This window comes from Saccharibacillus endophyticus, from assembly GCF_013185185.1.
GTDB classification, from domain to species: domain Bacteria; phylum Bacillota; class Bacilli; order Paenibacillales; family Paenibacillaceae; genus Saccharibacillus; species Saccharibacillus endophyticus.
The window spans coordinates 259064-280225 of the sequence record NZ_JAAZWE010000004.1; the positions used below are offsets into that span (position 1 = coordinate 259064).

The window sequence follows — 21162 nt, forward strand, 5'->3', positions numbered from 1 at the left end:
CCATGAGTCGGCCTTCCCTTTTTTACAATACTTTTTCCAAAAAGCTGATCGTCCGCTCGTGCTTCGGATTGCCGAACACTTCTTCCGGCGTACCTTCCTCCACGATATAGCCGCCGTCCATGAAAATAACGCGGTTGCCCACTTCGCGGGCGAAGCCCATTTCGTGCGTGACGATAATCATCGTCATGCCTTCGCGGGCCAAATCCTGCATGACGCCGAGCACTTCGCCGACCATTTCGGGATCGAGCGCGGAGGTCGGTTCGTCGAACAACATCACGTCGGGGTTCATCGCAAGCGCGCGGGCGATAGCCACGCGCTGCTTTTGGCCGCCCGACAACGATGCCGGGAAAGCGTTGGCTTTATCGGAAAGACCGACGCGCTCCAGCAAACCCATTGCCGTTTTTTCGGCTTCGGCTTTCGTTTGCTTTTTCAACTCGACCGGCGCGAACGTGATGTTCTGAAGCACCGTCTTGTGCGGGAACAGATTGAAATGCTGGAATACCATGCCGATATTTTCGCGGATTTTGTTGATATCCGATTTTTTGTCGCTCAGGTCGTGATCGTCCACGACGACTTTGCCTGCCGTGATTTCTTCCAGCAGGTTCAAGCAGCGCAGGAACGTGCTTTTGCCGGAACCGGAAGGTCCGATGACGCATACGACCTCGCCTTCGCGGACTTCCATGTCGATACCTTTAAGCACTTCGTTGCTGCCGTAGCTTTTTTTGAGTCCGGTGACTTTAACTTTATCCACGGCTTACTCTCCTTTCGAGACGATCCGCGATCTTCGTGAGGATGGTAATCACGATCAAATACATAATCGCAATAGTCAGATACACGTCAAATGTTTGATACGTACGCGCGATAACCAATTTGCCAGACTGCGCCAGCTCGACCAAACCGATAATCGAAAGGATCGACGTGTCTTTCAGCGTAATAACCATCTGATTGATGAACGAAGGCACCATCACTTTGATAGCCTGCGGCAAAATGATCTTGCGCATCGCCGTCCCGTAAGGAACGCCGAGCGAGCGGGCCGCTTCCATTTGGCCTTTGTCGATCGATTGAATACCGCCGCGAATAATTTCGGTCACGTAAGCTCCCGCGTTCAGCGACAATGTCAGAATGGAAGCGAGCCAAGGATCGATTTTGAATCCGATCGCTTGAGGAATGGCAAAATAGATGAAGAAAGCCAGAATCAGCAGCGGTATGCCGCGGAACAGGTCCACGAATACCGTCGCGATCGCACGAAGTACCTTATTATGGCTAACTTTCATCGATCCGAAGATCAACCCCAAAATGAAGGCGAAGAATAAAGAAACGACGGTATACCATAAGGTATTGCCGAGACCTTTCAAAAAGGCCGGCATAGACTGCCAAATCAAGGCCAGGCGGCTGTCTTTGGGAGCTCCCGCTTCGCTGTCGATATTGGCGCCCGAAGCCGCATCGGCCGAACCGAGATATTTGGCGACGATCTCGTCATATTGGCCGTTGCTTTTCAGTTTCTCCAAACCTTGATTGAACATTTTAAGCAGTTCCGGGTTTTGACCTTTATTAACCGCGAATCCGTAAGAGCCGCCTTTTTCTTTCGGCGTAACCGTCTTGATACCGTTACCCTGCGTGATGCCGTAAGCCAGCACCGGATAGTCTTCGAAAAGCGCGACCGATCCTCCCGCTTTGACTTCGTCGACCAATTGCGCAGAATCGTCGAACGTTACGATGCTGAAGTCGTACTTGGTTCGAATCGATTCGGCAAACGTAGCGCCTTCCGTTCCTGCTTTGACCGCTACACGCTGTCCGCGCAGATCTTCGTAAGATTGGATCGTATGGTTGTCGGCTGCGACGCCCATCATCGGACCGGCATCAAAATACGGCTCGGAGAAATCAAACACTTTCTTGCGCTCGTCCGTAATACTCATTCCGGCGATTACGCCGTCCACATTCCCGGATTGAAGCGCTTGGACCGCCGCATTGAACCCGAGCGATTGAATCTTGATTTCGAAGCCCTGATCCGCAGCGATGGCCTTGATCAAGTCGATATCGATCCCGACAAAATCGCCGTTTACGTCTTGGAATTCGAACGGCGCGAACGTCGTGTCCGTCCCGATCGTGTACGTCTTCTTCGCTTCGGCGGCTTGTGCCGATGGCACCAAACTTCCCGCGAACGAGAAGAAGAAAATCAATAGAACCAAAAACCCCGTAATCTTTTTCTGTATACGCATATTTTCCTCCAGTCGCTTTGCGCGGCTTTTGAATTTTCTCTCCATTTTACATGACCTGTGAACTATTGACTACGCTTATCCATTAAAAATTTTAATAGACAACATAAAATTACTTAATGGACCTATCGCACGGTGTAACGTTACATGTCGTGTAACTTGGATATGAAAACGGCTTCGACTCAAGCTGCTTTTGCACGTTTAAGATATTTATTTTGAAAGAAAAACACCTCCGAATCGCGAACTTTTTTCGTTTTTCTTTGATTGTTAAAACTCTGCTGCTTTCGACACTGACGGTTCCTTCAAAAAAGCTGAAAGGTTTGGTTTTCGTCCATTCTCTTCCTATTGGAAATTTAAAGCGTTATCCGTCTTAAGAAACTTAAATTTTCGTTTTAAATTGACCATAATTTAGTTTCTTAAAATTTTTATCCCGTTTTGGCTCGTTAGATATTGAAAATTAGAAACCTTGTTACTATAATATACCTATGTGCTTTTGATAACGAAAAAAATCCGCCTTTCGGAAAGGAAGTTTTTTATCATGACAAACGCTAAATTCGCCAAGCTGTTCGACACTGTTCAACTGAACGACGGAATCACTCTGCAAAACCGGATCGTACTCGCGCCGATGACTCACTCTTCGTCCAACGAAGACCTGAGCGTATCGGATGCCGAGCTGAGCTATTACGAGCGTCGCACAGGCAAACTCGGACTCGCGATCACGGCAGTCGCACACGTAATGCCGGGCGGGATCGGTTTCCAAAACCAATTCGCGGCATTCGGCGAAAAGAATCTCCCAGGCTTGACCAAGCTTGCGACATCGCTCAAAAAAGGCGGCGCCAAAGCCGTGCTGCAAATTTTCCACGCCGGCATCCAAGGTCCCCGCGCACTCGTGCCGAACGGCGACGTTGTGGGACCGAGCGCAATCGAGCTGCAAGACGGTTCGCAATCTCGCGAACTGAGCAACGAAGAGATCGAATCGATCATCCTCGACTTCGGCCGCGCAACCGAACTTGCGATCCGTGCAGGATTCGACGGCGTCGAAATCCACGGAGCCAACGGCTACCTGATCCAACAGTTCTTCTCCGGTTGGTCCAACCGCCGCGAAGACAAATGGGGCGGCAGCGTCGAGCAGCGCCTGACGTTCCCTCTGGCCGTCGTGGACGAAGTGCAGCGCGCCGCTTCCGAGCATGCCAAAATGCCTTTCATCGTCGGATACCGCTTCTCGCCGGAAGAGCCGCAAGAAGAAGGCCTGACCATGGATCACACTTTCGCTCTGCTCAAAGCACTGGCTGCCAAAAACCTCAGCTACCTGCACGTATCGCTGATGGAATACAACTCCAAACCGCGTCGCGGCGGCGATCTGGAGCGCACGCGTCTGGAGCAAATCGTCGAAGTATCCGGCAATGTTCCGGTCATCGGCGTGGGCGGCATCCACACGCCGGAGCAAGCCGTCGAAGCGATCGAGCTTGGCGCGGCGATGGTCGCTCTCGGCCGCGAACTGATCGTAGAGCCCGATTGGGTGCAAAAGGTCGAAGCCGGGCAGGAAGACGATATCGCCGTCACCTTGACTGCCGACGACCAAAACCGTCTCGTGATTCCCGACCAACTATGGGGCATGATCATCGGCTTGCCCGGCTGGTTCCCGGTAGTCGAAGCGGCAGCCGAGTAAAGTTCGATTCCGCGGCGAAAAAGAAACCCAAGCCATCGCGCCATGGTCTATGCGGGAAACGCATTGCTTTTTCATCCCGCTTTTCGCGCAAAAAAGAACCTCGTTTTCGTCATCGTGACGGAAACGAGGTTCTTTTTTGCGCGAAGCTTTGAAAGCCGTTCGCTTGGCTCGATTAACGGCTTTAAGGAAGCGCCAATTTGCCCAACACCGTCGCGACTGAAGCTCCCGTCGCGGACGGAAGATGGTTGGGCACGCCGCGCAAAAAATCGTTGCCGAGCAGCGCGAAAATCACGGCTTCTTTCGCTTCGTCGTCAACGCCGAACGCGTTCGACGAGCATACGCGCTGCTCTGGCAGCAGCAAGGCCAGCATGCGCATCAATTCGGCGTTTCGAGCGCCGCCGCCGGATACGATCACTTCGTCGATCCGGCAGCGCGGGAACACGAAATTCCGGCAGCTTTCCGCGATCGAGCGCGCGGTGAAAAGGGTCGCGCTTGCCACGATATCGGCATCGCCCAACCTGAATCCTTCCCGGGCGAGTTCCACGAACGCCTGAGTATAGGCTTTTCCGAACACTTCGCGCCCCGTCGATTTGGGCGGCGCCTGACGGAAATACGGATGCTCCAGCATCTTGTCGACCAGCGCTTCGCACGGCGTGCCGGAAGAAGCCCAAGCGCCGCCGTCGTCGTAAGTCATTTTGCCGCCGCTGAGCAGCCATGCGGCCTGGTCGATCACCATGTTGCCCGGCCCCGTATCGAACGCGAACACGTCTTCCGGCTCGGCCCCGGCGGGCAGGGCGGTGCAGTTGCCGATTCCGCCGATATTTTGCAGCAGGCGACCGCGCTTCTCGTCGCGGAACAAAATCAGGTCGCCGTAAGGGGCCAGCGGCGCGCCTTGACCGCCCGCCGCCATGTCGCCCGGCCGAAAATCGCCGACGACCGGCACGCCGAGACGTTTGGACAGCACCGACAAATCGCCGATTTGCAGCGTCGAACGAAACCTTGCGGGATCGCGGCTTTCCAGATCGCGCTCCCCCGGTCCATGCTCCGGAATATGCCAGATCGTTTGGCCGTGAGAACTGGCGAAATCGACGTCTTGCATGGACAATCCCGCTTCGCTTACCGCTTGCCGTGCGGCTTCGGCGAACATTTCCGCCAGCAGCGCGTTCATGCCGCAAATGTCGTCGACGCGCGAACGCTCCGGCACGCACAAGTCTTTGAGCCGCTCGCGCAGCGCGTCGCCGTACGGAAAGCTGCGCGCATGCAGAAGCTCCGCTTTCGCGGACAGCCCGCAGCCTTCGATCCGGACGACGGCGGCGTCCACGCCGTCGAGCGAAGTGCCGGACATCAGGCCGACGGCGATCGCGGAACCGCGGTCGAATTCGATCCGGATCATGGGCGAAGCCCCCAGCCCGCCGGATACTTTTCGCCCAGCGAGACCGGCAGCCGGCCGCGGAACGGAATGCGGCCGAGCAGCGCTTTGGCCGCGCTTCCCAGCGCGAGCGGACGGCTTTCGTAAACGGCGGCGTATGCCGGCGCTTCCGGAAATTCCAGCAAATCGTACGGATCGCGCAGCGCGACGACGGCAAGCGGCTTGCCGAGTCCGATCAGCCGCAGGACGAGCGCAGCCTGCGCGGGGTTGAAGCGCGCGTTGTACGTGCCGACGACGATCTGTTCGATATCCGCGCGTTCCGCCGCTTCCGCGAGCCGGTCCGAATTCGGCCCGACTTCGTCCGCTTCGACGATCTCGTCCACGACGTCAAGCCCCAGCTCCGCCAGTTCATGTCCCAATCCCCGCGTTCCGGCGATCGACTCGTCCACGAAAGCGGTCACGTTGGCCGAGCAAGTGACCGCCAGCGTCCGCGCGGCACGCAGCGGCAAGATTCCCTGCTCGTTTTTCACCAACGTCACGCTGTTTTCGCTCACGCGCCGCGCCGTATCCAGCGATTCGGGATCGCGCAAAGCCGCAGGTTTCGACGCTTCCACCGCGCTCTCCGCGACGCTGCCGGACAAGCTTCCCGGCACGTCGTCCCGTTCCTTTTTCCCCAGCAGCTTTCGCGCCGCCCCGCGCGTCAGCACTCCCCGCTTCCATTTCATGCGCAGCAAGCGGCGAACCGACGCGTCGATCCGGCTTTCGTCGATCCGGCCGCCGTGCACGGCGTTCTCCAGCGCGTTCAGCGCCGCTCCCTGCCGATCCAGACGGTGGCTGACCAACACCTGGTCCGCGCCCGCGAGCACGGCCAGCACGGACGCTTCCGCCACGCCGTAATGCTCGGCGATCGCGTTCATTTCCATGCAGTCCGTCGTGATGATGCCGTCGAAACCCAATTCTTCCCGCAGCAGTCCGGTCAATACCGAAGGCGACAGCGTGACCGGAAGCTTTTCGCGTTCCAGCGCCGGAAAATAGATATGCGCCGACATGACGGCGTCCACGCCTTCTTCGACCGCGCGCTTGAACGGCACCAACTCCACGGCGTCCATTCTTTCCCGGTCATGCTGCACGGTCGGCAGATCCAGATGCGAATCGACGTCAGTATCGCCGTGTCCGGGAAAATGCTTCGCCGTCGCGCCTACGCCCGCATCCTGAAGCCCGCGGATCGCCGCCGCTCCGAACGATGCCGCGCGCTCCGGCGATTCGCCGAACGAGCGTACGCCGATCACCGGATTGGCCGGATTGTTGTTCACGTCCAGCACCGGCGCGTAATTCAGGTTGACGCCCAGGCTTCGGAGTTCTCGTCCGGAAATATAAGCACAGCGGTAAGCGTCTTCTTCAGAGCCGGCCGCCGCGATCGCCATTTGGCCGGGCATCAGCGTCACTCCTTCGGTGATGCGCGCCACCATGCCGCCTTCCTGGTCGATCGAGATCCAAAGCGGCGGCACGCCGTTCGCTTCGGCCGCTTCCTGAAGCTCGCGCGTCAACGCGGCCAATTGCTCCGGCGAAGAGACGTTGCGGGAAAAGTAAACGATCCCTCCCGTCCGATACGCGGCGATCAGCCTCATGGCGGCGGACGTCATCGTCCGGCCGTCGAAGCCGCCGAGCAGCATCTGGCCGAGCTTGCTCCGCAAATCCATGCTGCCCAGCAGCCCTTCGATCTCCTGCTCCGCTTCGGCGGTCATTTCGGCTTCTTGTTCGCTCATCCAAATCGTCCTCCTTGTAAACGGGATGCTCTACATTCAAACCGCGTCAATACAGCAAATAGGCTTCTCTTCGTTCGCTCCAACGTTCCGCTTCGCGGCTCCAGGCTTCGGAAATATCCGCGAACCCGGAACCGGAAGGCTCGGCGATCCATTGCCTGAGCTCGCTGCCTCCCGCCAGCAGGTCGACGAAAAAGCGACGGCCGCCTGAAGGTGGCTCCAGCCAGCGGAACGCCGAAGGGTAGCGGCGGGCGACCACATGCAGCAGCGCAAGTCCGGTCTGGACGGCACGGAATGTTTCCGGTTCCGTCACGAACAGCCGAACGCCGCCGCAAAGTTCTCCCGCATGCTTCGAAAAGGTCGGCGCGTTATACGCCGGATGAACATGGACGCCGGGCAGCCCGAAGCCGTTAAGCTCAGCCGCCAGCTCCTTCCCGTTCACCCAGGGCGCGCCGATCCATTCGAAAGGGCGCGTCGTGCCGCGCCCTTCCGACAGATTGGTTCCTTCGAAAAAGCAGGTTCCCGCGTAGACGCGGACCGTGTCGACGGACGGCATGTTCGGCGAAGGCAGCATCCACGGCTGATCGGTCTCGCCGAACTCCATCGGCCGTTCCCAGCCTTCCATCTTCACCACGCCCAGCTCGCAGCCCGTACCGCGAAGGTCGTTCGCCATGACGGCCAGCTCGCCGACGGTCATGCCGGTGCGAATCGGCAGTTCCCACGCGCCGACCATCGATTCGAAGCCGGGCTTCAACAGGCCGCCTTCGACCGCGAGACCGCCCAGCGGATTCGGCCGATCCAGCACGACCAATGCTTTGCCGTTTTCCGCGCACGCTTGCGTCGCGTACAGCAGCGTCGACAAATACGTGTAAAACCGGATGCCGAGATCCTGCATGTCGAACACCAGCGTATCGACGTGTTCCAACATCGAAGGCGTCGGCTTTTTGTGTGCCCCGTACAGGCTGAACACGGGAATGCCGAGCTCGGGATGCAGCTCGTCGCCGAAACGCAGTCCCGCCTGATGCTGCCCGTAGACGCCGTGCTCGCCCGCGAAAAGCGCGGTCAACCGTCCGCCCGACGACGCGCAGACCTCGACCGACGAACGAAAATCGGCCGTGATGCCGGTCGGGTTCGTGATGAGGCCGATGCGTCGGTTTTGCAGCAGCGGATGAGCAAAACCGCCCGCCAGACGGTCGAGTCCGGTCGACACGCGAGGACGCTTGCCGTTTCCCGACTTGTTGCCGTCCGCCGCGCGGCCCGCGAAATTCCCGTTCGCCGAATGTCCGTTCATCCGGCGTTTCCCGGCAGCGTGCCGAAGCCCCGGCTGCTTTCTTTTTCTTTTTCCACGTCGCCGTCCGGATGCAGCACGTTATGCGTCGCCTGATGCAGATACACCGCGAGCAGTCCCGCATATACGGACAACACGCCGACCACGGTCACCGTCAGCAGAAGTCCGAGGAAAAACGCCTGGAAAAACGCGCCGATCGTGTACCCCGGATGCCGCAGCATCAGCTTGACGCTTTCGCCCATGGCCCGAAAAATGCCCAGACCGCTTTGCAGCACGAGTTGAAGCGCGTAAAACTGCGACACGAGCGCCATCGCCACGAAGTAGGTTTGGAACACGGCGATCGCCAGGTAGAACACGCCCGGCTTGCCGCCGTAATACCACCAGGTCGATACCAGGATCAAGGCGAGCATCGAGCAGAACAGACCGAACACGACCGCGGGCACGAAGCCTTTGGAAGCGCCTTGCAGCACGGCCCGCACGCCCGACGGCTCGCCCAGCGTCCGCCGGTGGTAGGCATAAAATGCTCCGTACACGAGCGGCATGTACAGCAGCGGCAGCAGGATCAGCGAGGCGGCGACCGGCATGAAGATCAGCACGGGAATGAGCACCGCCGAGCCGATCAGCGTATGCACCACGGCGGGCACGATCTCGTAAAACGCTTCGCGGCCCGTTTTCACCAAAATCTCGTTCAGTTTGCGCATGTCGGAACCTCCTTGGATCGGATAAAATAAGCGGGCTTTCCGGTTACGTTTCGATTCGGCGCTCCGTTTCGGGATCGAAAAAGTGCACTTTGCGCAGATCGAAAATGAACGGCTTTTCGAGACCCGGGTAGGCTTTCGTTTCCGGATGCACTTTCGCGGTGACGAGCCGTTCGCCGATATGGAAATACAGCAGGTTCTCGGAACCCAGATGTTCGACCACCTGGATATGGCCGTTCATGCGATGCGGCGACTCTTCCAGGCCCGGCGCGTAATCTTCGCCGTGGATGTCTTCGGGACGGATGCCGAGAATCAGCTTGCGGCCCGCATGCGGCGCGAGCGCTTCGAGCGCGGCGGCCGGAAGCTCGAACGAGCCGCCTTGCACGACGACGCGTCCGCCCTCGACCGACGCGTCGATAAAGTTCATCGGCGGAGATCCGATAAAGCCCGCGACGAACATGTTTTGCGGCTTGGCGTACAATTCGGTCGGGTTGGCGATCTGCTGGATCACGCCGCGGTTCATGACGACGATCCGTTCGCCCAGCGTCATGGCTTCCACCTGATCGTGCGTGACGTAGACGATCGTGGCGCCGAGCCGCTTGTGCAGCTCGCTCAGTTCGACCCGCATCTGCACGCGCAGCTTGGCGTCTAGATTGGACAGCGGCTCATCAAACAAGAACACCTGCGGATCGCGCACGATCGCGCGGCCGAGCGCCACCCGCTGACGCTGCCCGCCGGACAGTTCGCGCGGCTTGCGGCCGAGCATCGGCTCCATATCGAGGATCGTCGCGGCTTCTTTGACTTTTTGATCAATGTACGCTTTCGGCTGTTTGAGGTTTTTCAACCCGAAAGACAAATTGTCGCGAATGGTCATATGCGGATACAGCGCGTAATCTTGAAACACCATCGCGATATCGCGGTCTTTGGGATGCAGCTTGTTGACGACGCGGTCGCCGATCAAAATATCGCCGCTCGTCTGATGTTCCAGACCGGCGATCATGCGAAGCGAAGTCGTTTTGCCGCAGCCCGAGGGACCGACGAACACGACGAACTCTTTGTCGTTGATCACGAAGTCGGAGCCGGCGACGGCGGTGAAGTTTTGTTTGCTTTGGTCCTGAAACTCTTTGCGTACGTTGCGAAATTCGACGCGTGCCATAAGTGTGGCCTCCCTGCCCGTAACCGACTGCCGCGCTGCGCCTCCGGGACTGCGGCGGCGCAGCGCGTTCGCGGTTCGTGAAAAATTAAGAAAAGAATCGTATGCCCGCACCTTGTCCGGTTCGGAAATCGGACAAGGTACCGATCAGCCTTTGACCGCGCCGATCGTGATGCCTTGAAGAAAATAGCGTTGAAGCGAGAAAAACAGGATCATCATCGGCAGCGCGCCGATCGTCGCCCCGGCCATCATCGCGCCGAAATCGGTCGATTCCGCGAACACGAACGAGGCCAAGCCGACCTGAATGGTGCGCATATCGCTCGAACTCGTAATCAGGAACGGCCAGAAAAACTCGTTCCACGAAGCGACGAACGTGAAGATCGCCAGCACCGCGAGACCCGGCTTCGCCAGCGGCAGGATCACTTTCCAGAAAATGCGGAACTCGCCGCACGCATCGATCCGCGCCGCATGAATCAGCGAAGTCGGCAGGGAAGACATGTATTGCTTCATCAAAAAGATATTGCCCACGCTGACGGCCGTCGGCAGGATGATCGCGGTGTACGTGTCCTGAAGTTGAAGCGTGTTGACCATCAGGATATACAGCGGAATCAGCGTCACCTGCGCCGGAATCATCATCGTGCTGAGCAAAATCCAGAAAATCGCGTTGCTGCCGGGAAATTTGAGCTTGGCGAACGCGTACCCGGCGAGCGAAGCGAAAAAGACGTTCGTGACCGTCAGCACCGACGATACGAGCAGCGAATTGAACAGCCAGCGCCACGCGGCCGTTTTGGCGAAAAAGCGTTCATAAGGCGCCAGCGACAAGGCTTCCGGGATCATCGAAGGCCGGAACGACGCCGAAGCGGCGGAATCCTGAAGCGAACCGACGAGCATCCAGTAAAGCGGCACGATCGTCAGGACCGTCCAGGCCAGCAGCAAAGCCGCAGCGATCGCCAGCATGATTTTTTTGGACTGCAAAACACTCACCTCCGCGCGTAAAAGTTACCGGGCGTTCCCGCGGCGTCAATACTCGACGTCGCTGGAGAACGCTTTGAATTGCAGCACCGACACGATGACGATCAGCAGCGCCAGCACGAACGACTGCGCGGACGCCAGCCCGAATTCGTAAAACTGGAACGCGGTCTGATAAATCAGGTACGCGATGGTCGTCGTGGCGAAGTTCGGGCCTCCCTGCGTCATCAGGTACACCGAAATGAACACTTGGAACGACGTGATGATGCCCGTGACGAGCAGATACAGCGTCGTCGGCTTGAGCAGCGGCCAGGTAATGCGCGCGAACTTGGTCCAGCCGCTGGCATGGTCGATATCGGCCGCTTCGTACAGCGATTTCGGAATGCCGCCCATCGACGCGAGATACAAAATGATGCCCGCGCCGTGCGAGCCGAGCCAGTTCATAAGAATCAGCGAAAACAGCGCCGTGCCCGATTGCCCCAGCCAGATGACCGGATCGATGCCGAGCAGGCCGAGAAAACGGTTGAGCAGCCCGGAATCGGTCGGATCGAATATGGCGAGCCAGACGACGGAAATGGTGACGCCCGACGCCACGGCCGGCAGATACAGCGTCGCTTTGAAAAAAGTCTGGGCTTTGTTTTTCATCTGGAAAATCAAATAAGCGAGCACGAACGTGATGACGATGTTGACCGGCACCGTAGCGAGCGTGAAAATCACGGTGTTGCGGATCGATTTCCAGAACACGTCGTCGGTCATCATGCGCGAATAGTTGTCCAGGCCGATCCAGGTCGAGCCCATGACTTTGTACTGCTGAAAGCTCATGACGAACGCCGAAGCGACCGGATACAGCGTGAAGACCAAAAACAGCAGGACCGGCGCCAAAATAAACAAGTACGCCCAGCCGTATTCGCGAAAGAATCGGCCTCGGCCGTCCCGGCGGGGCCGCGGCGTGGGCGAGACGGAAGTTTGCAAAAGGGTTCCTCCTTCTTTGGAAAATCCGATTCCGAAAGCGAACTAGCAGCATCGGAATCGGTTTTTCCTTTTTTGCTGCCTACTGTCCGAAAGACTGCGAGCCTTTGGATTTGAACTCTTCGGCGATTTGGTCGGGCGTCTTTTCGCCGGAGTAGAGCGCCTGCATGTTCGGTTTGACGACCTGCTCCTTGAACTGCTTTTGCTTGGCGGCGAGGGCGGCGTCGAGTTTCAGAGTGACGGGAAGCTCGGCGTTTTCGGCCATGTTCTCGGCGGCGGAAAGCGTCGTTTCGGTACCCAGCTCTTTGCCGGCGAACGCTTCCTGCTGCGATTTGCGGACGAAAGGCAAAGCCAGTTCGTTGGACGCGTTGCCCGCTTCGGCGTCGCTCAAGTATTCCATGACCATGAACGTGTTTTCGGCATGCTGCTCGCCTTTGTCGTTTTTCTGCTTGAACGCGACGTAGCCTTCGCCTCCGGTCGTCGTTTTGGCCGGAGCGTTATCGTTGTGAGGAACCGGAAGATACACGAAGTCGATCTTTTCGCCTTTCACCGTGCCGGCGTCGATGTCTTTGTTGCGGGCCGCGAGCATGACGTCGTAGTACGGGATCGCTTTGGAAATGATCGCGGCCTGGCCGGCGTAGAACATGTCCGTCCGCTTGGTCGGATCGAGCGCGGCGGTTTCTTTCGGCACGTAGCCGGAATCCATCAGCTCGCGGATAAACGACAGCGTGTCCAGGATGCGTTCGTCGTTCCATTGGAACTTGCCCGCGTCGTCGAGCACGTCGGGCATGCCGTTGTTTCGCGAAAGCATCTCGATGAAGTCCAGCGAGCTGCCGTCCGTCACCAGCGCGTACTGCGGCGAACCGTCGGCGGTCTTCCCGGTCAGCTTGGACGCGGCTTCCTTGAATTCGGTCCAAGTCCAGCCTTCGCTTTGGATGTTCTCCCAGTCGATGCCGGCTTCTTCGAGAATGCGCTTGTTGCCGCCCCAGCCCCATTGGAACTGGTACAGCGGCAGCCCGTACTGAACGCCCTGAATCTGCGCCAGCTCGAGCGTGCCCGGCAGATAGTCGTTTTTGATATCGTCGGTCATGTACGGCGTCAGGTCGAGCGCGAGTCCGGTATCGACGTAGGTGCCGTCCACGCTGTGGAAATACAGGTCCGGCGGATTGCCCGCGTTCAGCGCGACGTCGAATTTCTGCGGCCCTTCGGACCAGGAAAGCATTTCCGTTTGCACGGTGATGTTCGGATGTTCGTCCTGGAATTTCGCGACGCGTTCTTTAAGCTCGCTCTCGTATTCTCCGTACACCGGATACGTCCAGACGGTCACCGTATCTTTGTCTTCCGGTCCAGCCGCGTTGGAGCCGCCCCCGCCTCCGCACGCCGTCGTTACGCCTACCAACATTGCCAGCGAAAGCAGCCATCCTGTTTTTTTCATCGTTATGCCCTCCCTGTTGGAATGGAAATGATATCGAAAGCTTACTTGAGGAAAATCGTCTTCCGCCGAAAAAGCGTCGTTACAGTTCTTTGATCGCCTGACGGCTTTTTTCCAAATACGTTACCGAATGCTCGTAATTCCGGCTCGCCACGCTCAGGTACAAAATGTCGATCAGGTTCAGCTGCGTGATCCGCGACGCCATCGCGCCGCTGCGGATCTCGTTTTCGGTGGAAGCGGTACACAGCGGGTAATCGGCCGTTTTCGTCAACGACGAATGGCCGTATTTGGTGATGCCGATGACGGGACAGCCGTTGCTTTTGGCGAGCTTGGCAGCTTTGAGCACTTCTTTCGTCTCGCCCGAATACGAGATGCAGATCACCGCGTCTTCCGGCGAAGCCGTCAAAGCGGCAGTCAACTGGACGTGCGGGTCGGCGAACGAAAAGCTCGTTTTGTCGATCCGCAAAAATTTCTGCTGGGCGTCCATCGCGATCAAGTTGGAAGCGCCGACGCCGAAAAAGTACAGATTCCGCGCCGACGCCAGGCATTCGACCGCTTTCTCCACCATTTGCTCGTCCAGGATCTTCAGCGTGTCCCGGATCGACTGGATATTGTTGGAAGACACGCTTTGCACGATCGCCGACACGCTGTCCCCGGCACGGATCTCCTGATAGCCTTGCGTTTCGCCCGCGTTTTGCAGATCGCCCGCCACTTTGATTTTCAAATCCTGATAACCTTTGAAGCCGATCGTTTTGCATAAACGCACAATCGCGGCCTGGCTCGCCCCGCTTCGCGACGCCAGCTCGGCGATCGAGAACTGAATCGCTTCTTCCGGCGTTTTCAAAATGAATTCCGCGATTTTGCGTTCGGAAGGATTCAATCCTTCCAGTCCTTCCCTCAGACGGATCAATCCGCCGTTCATGGTTCGTGCCCCTTTCATCGTTCTGCAATTATTTTCTGCAATAAATCATTGCGTTACTAAAACTTACATGTCGGGTTTCCTAACCTGCCAGACGTTTGAATGAATTCATTATAGAATCGGCGAAATAAAATTTCAATATATTTTTTATTTTTGAAATTTTATTTTACATCCTTTGGTATTTCGCCTATACTGAACAACAAATAAAGAGGTGAATGACATGAAATTTTTTGCGGGAATCGATGGAGGAGGCACTAAAACGGAAGCCGCAGCGCTGGATGCTCGGGGTCGCGCGATCTGCCGGATTCGCGGGGGAAGCACCAATCCGCATGCCGTCGGCACGGAAAAAGCATTCATCGAACTGACATCTATTTTCGAGCGGTTATTCCGGAGTCCCGAACTTTCAGAAAAAAAATGTGTCGGTATCTCTCTCGGAATGTCAGGTATAGACGGCGCGCGGGAACGCAAAGCGCTCGAAGCTTATTTGAAGCAAGAGCTTCCGAAACTCGGCGCGGATTGTCCGTTCGAACTCCGAACGGAAGGCGAAATCGCTCTTGCCGCCGCGCTCGGCAAGCCCGAAGGACTTCAAGTGATCGCGGGCACGGGCTCGATCGTATACGGCTTTTTGCCCGGGATTCCCCGCGCGCGCGCCGGAGGCTGGGGACACTTGCTCGGCGACGAAGGCGGCGGCTACCGGATCGGCCTCCGAGCGCTGCGGCTCGCGGCGCGGGCTTTCGACGCCGAAGCGGCGGGAGACGTCGGGCTTTCGCCGCTGGCGGACGAGGTGCGCGGAGCGCTCGGACTGGATACGCCGGAGGCGCTCAAGCGCTGGGTTTACGCGCCCGGAACGGGCAAAGCGGAGATCGCCGCGCTGGCCGCGACGGTGCTTCGCGCCTGCGAGTCGGGCGATTCCGACGCGCGGCGCATCGTCGAAGACGAAGCCGCGAAGCTTGCGGCCGAGACGGCGGGGCTGCTGCGGCGCAGGCCGGAGTTCGCCGGCGCGGCGGCCGTGCTCGGCGGGTCGATCTTCGGGCATTCGCCGAGCTTTAGGAACGCGTTCGCCCGGCGGGTGAACGCGGAATTCCCGCGGCTGACGTTCGTCGACGGAGCCGCCGGAAGCTCGCCCGCCGAAGGGGCGGCGCTGCTCGCTTTGCGCGCGTTCGGCGGCTGAATGCGTGAAGCCGGCACGATCTTTCTTTTCTGCTATTTCGGCATTCGATCCGCGAACCAATGACGGCCGGCGCAGGCCGGATGCGTCCCATCCCTATAAAGCAAAGGAGAATTAACGCTATGGAACATCTATTGGGAATCCTCACGACCGAACAGCCCAACCCCAATACGGCAGATATCGACCGATTGGATTCCGCCTCGATCATGACGCTCATCAACGACGAGGATCGGCTGATCGCCGAGCTTATCCGTCCGCTTGTTCCGCAGATCGCCGCCGCCGCCGACGCGGTCGTCGAAGCGTTCCGTTCGGGAGGCCGCCTGCTTTACGTGGGTGCCGGAACCAGCGGACGGATCGGCATTTTGGACGCTTCCGAATGCCCGCCCACGTTCGGCACGCCGTCCGAACAGGTTCAGGGTTTGATCGCAGGCGGATTTCGCGCGATCAAAGACCCGGTAGAAGGCGCGGAAGACCGCGAAGAGCTGGGCGCCGCCGATATCGACGGGCTGGACGTCGACGAACGCGACGTCGTGCTCGGAATCGCCGCGAGCGGACGGACGCCTTACGTGCTCGGCGCCATGAAAAAAGCGATCCTCCGCGGCGCGGTCACGTTCGGCTTGTGCAACAACGCCGACACGCCGATGGCGAATCTCGGCGTTCCGGTCATCGAAGCGGTGATGGGACCCGAAGTCGTGATGGGCTCTACCCGAATGAAAGCGGGCACTTCGCAAAAGTTGATTTTGAACATGCTGACGACGACGGCCATGATCCGCAGCGGCAAGGTATACCGCAATCTGATGGTGGATCTCAATCCTTCCAACGAAAAACTGGTTTTCCGGGCCAAACGCATTATCAAGCTTGCGACCGGCGCGGATGACCGGACGGTCGAAGCGGTTTTTTCCGAATCCGGCAACCAAGTCAAAACGGCGATCGTCATGATCGAAGCCGGAATCGGCGCGAACGAAGCGCGCGCCCGACTGGCCGCTTCGGACGGATTCGTCCACGAAGCCATACGCCGCTGACTGCCGCGCCGCAAATCCCCTGCCGTTCCGGCTTTAAAAAAGCTGTTCCGAAAACCGTTATGCGGTATCGGAACAGCTTTTTTCGTACGGCAATCTTAGTCCGTCTTTGCGCGGCACCTATTTTTCCTACGGACTTCGCGCTTTATTCAGGCCGATTCCCTCCCTTTTTCTTATTGCTTTCGCTCAAAAAATCCCATACCGTTACATCATTGGAGTTTCCATACACAGATATGGGTACTTTAATAGATACATGACAAACAAAGCGGCGTCGAGATATCGACCGCGTTAATTTAACGGCGCGAGCCGCCGATATTCTGTATGAAGGGTTTAATCAAATACGGTCAATACCTGATTACGGGGAAAGGAAGGCTCTTCTTGAACATACTTTTTTATAACGATTCGCAGGATCAGCTTTTCCATATCTCTCCGCGTCAACGCCGGGTCGCTTTATCGCTTTCGTTGATCATGGTCGCTTTCACGTTGATCGCTCTTTTTTTCGCGCGGGAGAAACTTCCGGTGCTGGCTTCTTTTTTCCCGGTCATCAGCGCTTGGGGCATATTTGGGGATGCGCTGACGGCTTTTATTCTGTTCAACCAATTCCGCGCTTCGCGCATTCTTCCGCTTTTGATTTTGGCGTGTACCTTTTTGCTGACGGGCCTGCTTAGTCTTTTTTACCTGCTTGCGCTGACCGATATGATGCCGGGCTCCGGAATATTGTCTCCCGGTCCGCAAAGCGCGGTCTGGCTGTGGTCCTTTTGGCATCTGGCGTTCCCGGTCGGCATCCTGGCTTTCGGTTGGTCGATGCGCGCGAAGAAGGACATCATTCCCCTAAGCCGCGTTCCTGCGCATCTGCTCACGGCCACGCTCGCCGTTCTTGCCGTGGCGGGTTTGCTTTTGCTGCTGGTGACGGCAGGCCGCGACCATCTTCCCGTCATGATCGAAAACGGCAATTATCGCAGGATGATCGAATCCGGCATCGGTCCGGCGCTATGGGCGGTGAACGCGTTAGCCTTTTGCTTCTCCGCTTTTCCTTATCGAAAAAGAGGCGTGCTGCGCGTGTGGCTCAGCGTCTCCACGCTCTCTTTCCTGCTCGGCCTTACGTTGAGCCTGGCGGCGGGAGAACGTTATACCCTGGGTTGGTACGGCTCCCGAATCGATTCGTTGATCGCTTCCACGGTCGTCGTGATCGCCATCATCAGCGAGGTCAATAAGCTCTTCACCCGGATCAGCCGACAGCACGAAGAGCTGGAAGAGTCCAAGCAAGCGTTGGAATCCGCCAACGAGCAGCTTAAGGAACTGGCAGGGATCGACAGCCTTACCCGCATCGCCAACCGGCGCAAGTTCGACGACGTGCTGAAGCAGGAGCTGAACGCGCCGCAGCGGGACAAAGAACATCTCTCCCTGCTCATGATCGACATCGACTTTTTCAAAGCGTACAACGATAACTACGGTCACCTCGGCGGCGATATGGTGCTGCGCAGCGTGGCGCCGAAGCTCGAATCCGAGGCGTTGGCCCACTTCGGCTTCACGGCGCGCTACGGCGGCGAAGAATTCGCCATCATCCTGCCGGGACACAGCGAACTCGAAGCCGAGCAGATTGCCGAACTGATGCTGGAGTGCGTCCGTTCGCTCGGCATCCCGCATCATTATTCCGGCGTGTCCGACCAGATCACGATCAGCATCGGCGGCTGCACCTTGCATCCCGGGGAAAAAGCAACGCCTCACGACCTGATCGGCCGCGCCGACGAAGCGCTGTATCAGGCCAAGGCCGAAGGCCGCAGCCGGTTCGTTTTCGCCAAGCCGGTGCGTCCCAGGCGTCCCTTCTCCTGAGCCTGAAGTATTCCTGAGTTAGCCTCATTCGGATGTCGAGTCCCGCCGCAGCCCCGCACCGCCCGATCCGGGTACGTGCGGGGCTGCTTTCGCTTGAAAAGATTCGTTTACATCGCTCGGCGTTTCAATTAACATGTAGGCAGCAAAAACCCCCTTTAACCTTCCGGCAACCAGAACTTCCCGCACGCTTTATACCATGATCCGACGAGGAGAGATTGAGCGATGAAACCGTATCTGAAGGTCAACGAATGGCGCATCATCGAAGAAGGTTTCGATGCTGAGCGCAATGAAGTATCCGAGAGCGTATTCAGCATCGGCAACGGCTATATGGGACAGCGCGCGAATTTCGAGGAACGCTACGGCGGGCCTTCGCTTCAGGGAAGCTATATGGCGGGCGTGTACTATCCGGACAAAACGCGGGTCGGCTGGTGGAAAAACGGCTATCCCGAGTATTTTGCCAAAGTGCTCAATTCCGTGAACTGGATCGGCATCGATGTCGAAATCGACGGCGAAACGCTGGATTTGTCCTCGGCGGCCGTCGAAGATTTCGTGCGCACGCTGGACATGCAAGAAGGCACGCTCAGCCGCTCGTTCACTGCCGTGCTTTCCGACGGTAAAAAAGTGCGCGTCGAGTCGCTGCGCTTCGTCAGCGTCCCGTTCAAAGAAATCGGCGCGATCCGGTACACCGTCACTCCGATCGGCGAAGCGGCGCAGCTCAAGCTGACTCCGTATCTGGACGCGAACGTGGTCAACAAAGATTCCAACTACGACGAAAAGTTCTGGGACGGCATATCGCAGGACTCCGGCGTCGATTATGCCAACGTCGAGGTGCGCACCAAAAAGCTGGATTTCCGCGTCGCGTCGCATATGGTGTACGAGCTGGCGGCATCCGGCGAGGCCGACCAAGAGTTCCACGTGGAAGCGGAAACGCACAAGCGGGACAAGTTCGCGGGCCTGACGCTGTCGCTCCGGGCCGAAGCCGACCAGAGCATCACGCTGTACAAATACGTCGCCAACGTCACTTCGCGGGATCACGAACCGGAATCGCTGGCGGGCAAAGCGCAGGAGTTGGCGGAAGAAGCGCTGGAACGGGGCTTCGACGCTTTGCTGGACGCTCAACGCGAAGCGTGGGCGGCCAAATGGCGCGACGGCGATATCTCGATCGAAGGCGACGAAACAGCGCAGCAGGCGATCCGGTTCAACATTTTCCAGCTGCATCAGACGTACACGGGCGAGGATGATCGGCTGAATATCGGACCGAAAGGCTTTACGGGGGAAAAATACGGCGGCAGCACCTATTGGGACACCGAGGCGTACTGCATTCCTTTTTACTTGAGCACGGCTGACCCTGGCGTCGCGCGCAATCTGCTCGTATACCGCTATAAGCATCTGGAAAAGGCGAAAGAGAACGCGGCCAAACTGGGCTTTGCCAAAGGCGCGCTGTACCCGATGGTCACGATGAACGGCGAGGAATGCCACAACGAGTGGGAGATCACGTTCGAGGAGATTCACCGCAACGGCGCGATCGCTTATGCCATCTACAACTATGTGGAGTACACGGGCGATTCCGCGTATCTCGGCGAGTACGGGTTCGAGGTATTGGCCGAGCTGTCGCGTTTCTGGGAAGAGCGGGTCAACTATTCGGAACGTCGCGGCGCGTACCTGATCCTCGGCGTGACCGGTCCGAACGAATACGAGAACAACGTCAACAACAACTGGTACACCAACCGCATGGCGGCGTGGACGTTGGAGTACACGACCGAAGTCGCGAGGAAACTTCGATCGGAAGAGCCGGACGCTTTCGCCGCCGTGGCGGAGAAGATCGGATTGACGGATGCGGAATTGGAAAAATGGACCGATATCTCGGAACGGATGCTGCTGGCGGAAGATCCGGAAAGCGGCGTATTTTTGCAGCAGGACGGTTTCCTCGACAAAGACATCCTTCCTGTGGCGCAGCTTGATCCATCCCATTTGCCGCTCAATCAAAAATGGTCGTGGGACCGCATTCTGCGTTCGTGCTACATCAAGCAGGCCGACGTGCTTCAAGGGCTCTTTTTCCTCGGGGACCGCTACGACTTGGAGACCAAGCGCCGCAACTTCGACTTCTACGAGCCGATCACCGTGCACGAGTCGTCGCTGTCGCCGTGCGTCCACTCGATTCTGGCGGGCGAGCTGGGCTATACGGAAAAAGCGTACGAGATGTACCTGCGCACTTCGCGGCTGGATCTCGACAACTATAACAACGACACGGAAGACGGCTGCCACACCACCAGCATGGCGGGAACGTGGATGTCCGTCGTCCAGGGCTTCGGGGGCCTGCGCGTGCGCGGCGGTCGCCTGGTGCTGAACCCGTTCAGCCCGGAAAGCTGGACGTCGCTGTCGTTCAAAGTCGGCTTCCGCGGAGCCAGGTTGAAAGTCACCGTGTCCGGCGGGAAAACGACCGTGGAGAACGAAGGCGCGGCAAACGCGGCCTTGACGCTGTACGGCCGGGAAATCGAACTTGCGGCAGGCGAAAGCGTGTCAGGCGAGCGCGACCCGCAAGCGGGGGCGCCGGATGAGGCGGTGCGGGGTTAAGCGGCGCTTGCCGGAGGGCAGAGCACTGCCGAGGCGCAAAGGCAAGGAGCGCCGGCTCGCCCCCTTGCCAAGCCGGATCAAGCGAAAAAGCGTCCTTCGTCGAAGGGCGCTTTTTTCGTGAGG

16 protein-coding genes are annotated in these 21162 nt (G+C 58.1%); 5 read left to right on the top strand and 11 right to left on the bottom strand.

Annotation, left to right across the window (positions count from 1 at the left end; all coding sequences use genetic code 11):
• Positions 1-22 precede the first annotated feature (22 nt).
• Together HRQ63_RS15870 and HRQ63_RS15875 are read right to left on the bottom strand one after the other, a co-directional pair.
• A complete protein-coding gene (locus HRQ63_RS15870) occupies positions 23-751 on the bottom strand; it encodes an amino acid ABC transporter ATP-binding protein (RefSeq protein WP_172245464.1) in 729 nt (242 codons plus the stop codon).
• A complete protein-coding gene (locus tag HRQ63_RS15875; protein ID WP_172245466.1) occupies positions 744-2219 on the bottom strand; it encodes an amino acid ABC transporter substrate-binding protein/permease in 1476 nt (491 codons plus the stop codon). Before HRQ63_RS15875 ends, HRQ63_RS15870 begins: the two co-directional genes overlap by 8 nt.
• Positions 2220-2754: 535 nt before the next feature.
• Here HRQ63_RS15875 and HRQ63_RS15880 point away from each other — a divergent pair.
• Complete coding sequence (locus tag HRQ63_RS15880; protein WP_172245468.1) at positions 2755-3885, top strand: NADH-dependent flavin oxidoreductase; 1131 nt, start codon at positions 2755-2757, stop codon at positions 3883-3885.
• 181 nt (positions 3886-4066) lie between these two features.
• On the opposite strand, the gene HRQ63_RS15885 is transcribed toward HRQ63_RS15880, so the two are convergent.
• From HRQ63_RS15885 to HRQ63_RS15925, 9 genes are all read right to left on the bottom strand, one after another.
• On the bottom strand, positions 4067-5278 hold the full coding sequence (locus HRQ63_RS15885) for an anhydro-N-acetylmuramic acid kinase (protein WP_172245470.1): 1212 nt from the start codon (positions 5276-5278) through the stop codon (positions 4067-4069).
• Positions 5275-7020: a beta-N-acetylhexosaminidase gene (gene nagZ / locus HRQ63_RS15890; protein WP_229714224.1), complete on the bottom strand. Its 1746-nt coding sequence runs from the start codon at positions 7018-7020 to the stop codon at positions 5275-5277. Before nagZ ends, HRQ63_RS15885 begins: the two co-directional genes overlap by 4 nt.
• 46 nt (positions 7021-7066) lie before the next feature.
• Positions 7067-8308: an exo-beta-N-acetylmuramidase NamZ family protein gene (locus tag HRQ63_RS15895; RefSeq protein ID WP_172245472.1), complete on the bottom strand. Its 1242-nt coding sequence runs from the start codon at positions 8306-8308 to the stop codon at positions 7067-7069.
• Positions 8305-9006: a hypothetical protein gene (locus HRQ63_RS15900; protein ID WP_172245474.1), complete on the bottom strand. Its 702-nt coding sequence runs from the start codon at positions 9004-9006 to the stop codon at positions 8305-8307. The genes HRQ63_RS15895 and HRQ63_RS15900 overlap by 4 nt, the downstream gene beginning before the upstream one ends.
• A gap of 43 nt (positions 9007-9049) precedes the next feature.
• Positions 9050-10159, bottom strand: a complete 1110-nt coding sequence (locus HRQ63_RS15905; RefSeq protein ID WP_172245476.1) for an ABC transporter ATP-binding protein — start codon at positions 10157-10159, stop codon at positions 9050-9052.
• A 144-nt stretch (positions 10160-10303) separates the two neighbouring features.
• Positions 10304-11113, bottom strand: a complete 810-nt coding sequence (locus tag HRQ63_RS15910; RefSeq protein WP_172246125.1) for a carbohydrate ABC transporter permease — start codon at positions 11111-11113, stop codon at positions 10304-10306.
• 63 nt (positions 11114-11176) lie between these two features.
• Positions 11177-12097 (bottom strand): carbohydrate ABC transporter permease, encoded by a 921-nt coding sequence (locus HRQ63_RS15915; protein WP_172245478.1) that lies wholly within the window; start codon positions 12095-12097, stop codon positions 11177-11179.
• Between the two features lie 79 nt (positions 12098-12176).
• Positions 12177-13529: an ABC transporter substrate-binding protein gene (locus tag HRQ63_RS15920; protein ID WP_172245489.1), complete on the bottom strand. Its 1353-nt coding sequence runs from the start codon at positions 13527-13529 to the stop codon at positions 12177-12179.
• Positions 13530-13608: 79 nt separating this feature from the next.
• The gene (locus HRQ63_RS15925) at positions 13609-14448 is read right to left on the bottom strand and encodes a MurR/RpiR family transcriptional regulator (RefSeq protein ID WP_172245491.1); all 840 of its coding nucleotides are present in this window, start codon (positions 14446-14448) and stop codon (positions 13609-13611) included.
• 217 nt (positions 14449-14665) lie between these two features.
• Here HRQ63_RS15925 and HRQ63_RS15930 point away from each other — a divergent pair, with 217 nt between their 5' ends.
• The 4 genes from HRQ63_RS15930 to HRQ63_RS15945 all read left to right on the top strand — a co-directional run bounded on the left by HRQ63_RS15930 (position 14666) and on the right by HRQ63_RS15945 (position 21039).
• Positions 14666-15616: an N-acetylglucosamine kinase gene (locus HRQ63_RS15930; protein ID WP_172245493.1), complete on the top strand. Its 951-nt coding sequence runs from the start codon at positions 14666-14668 to the stop codon at positions 15614-15616.
• A gap of 119 nt (positions 15617-15735) precedes the next feature.
• Positions 15736-16635 (top strand): N-acetylmuramic acid 6-phosphate etherase, encoded by a 900-nt coding sequence (gene murQ, locus HRQ63_RS15935; RefSeq protein ID WP_172245495.1) that lies wholly within the window; start codon positions 15736-15738, stop codon positions 16633-16635.
• 375 nt (positions 16636-17010) lie between these two features.
• Entirely contained in the window at positions 17011-18465 is a 1455-nt protein-coding gene (locus tag HRQ63_RS15940; RefSeq protein WP_172245497.1) for a sensor domain-containing diguanylate cyclase, read from the top strand.
• A gap of 222 nt (positions 18466-18687) precedes the next feature.
• The gene (locus tag HRQ63_RS15945) at positions 18688-21039 is read left to right on the top strand and encodes a glycoside hydrolase family 65 protein (RefSeq protein ID WP_172245499.1); all 2352 of its coding nucleotides are present in this window, start codon (positions 18688-18690) and stop codon (positions 21037-21039) included.
• Positions 21040-21162 lie beyond the last annotated feature (123 nt).

Excerpts from the sequence above, each read along its gene's own strand:
- HRQ63_RS15925 (WP_172245491.1), bottom strand. The coding sequence starts at position 14,448 with ATGAACGGCGGATTGATCCGTCTGAGGGAAGGACTGGAAGGATTGAAT.
- HRQ63_RS15875 (WP_172245466.1), bottom strand. The coding sequence starts at position 2,219 with ATGCGTATACAGAAAAAGATTACGGGGTTTTTGGTTCTATTGATTTTC.
- nagZ (WP_229714224.1), bottom strand. The coding sequence starts at position 7,020 with ATGAGCGAACAAGAAGCCGAAATGACCGCCGAAGCGGAGCAGGAGATC.
- HRQ63_RS15895 (WP_172245472.1), bottom strand. The coding sequence starts at position 8,308 with ATGAACGGACATTCGGCGAACGGGAATTTCGCGGGCCGCGCGGCGGAC.
- HRQ63_RS15945 (WP_172245499.1), top strand. The coding sequence starts at position 18,688 with ATGAAACCGTATCTGAAGGTCAACGAATGGCGCATCATCGAAGAAGGT.
- HRQ63_RS15930 (WP_172245493.1), top strand. The coding sequence starts at position 14,666 with ATGAAATTTTTTGCGGGAATCGATGGAGGAGGCACTAAAACGGAAGCC.
- murQ (WP_172245495.1), top strand. The coding sequence starts at position 15,736 with ATGGAACATCTATTGGGAATCCTCACGACCGAACAGCCCAACCCCAAT.
- HRQ63_RS15880 (WP_172245468.1), top strand. The coding sequence starts at position 2,755 with ATGACAAACGCTAAATTCGCCAAGCTGTTCGACACTGTTCAACTGAAC.
- HRQ63_RS15905 (WP_172245476.1), bottom strand. The coding sequence starts at position 10,159 with ATGGCACGCGTCGAATTTCGCAACGTACGCAAAGAGTTTCAGGACCAA.
- HRQ63_RS15910 (WP_172246125.1), bottom strand. The coding sequence starts at position 11,113 with ATGCTGGCGATCGCTGCGGCTTTGCTGCTGGCCTGGACGGTCCTGACG.
- HRQ63_RS15920 (WP_172245489.1), bottom strand. The coding sequence starts at position 13,529 with ATGAAAAAAACAGGATGGCTGCTTTCGCTGGCAATGTTGGTAGGCGTA.
- HRQ63_RS15900 (WP_172245474.1), bottom strand. The coding sequence starts at position 9,006 with ATGCGCAAACTGAACGAGATTTTGGTGAAAACGGGCCGCGAAGCGTTT.
- HRQ63_RS15885 (WP_172245470.1), bottom strand. The coding sequence starts at position 5,278 with ATGATCCGGATCGAATTCGACCGCGGTTCCGCGATCGCCGTCGGCCTG.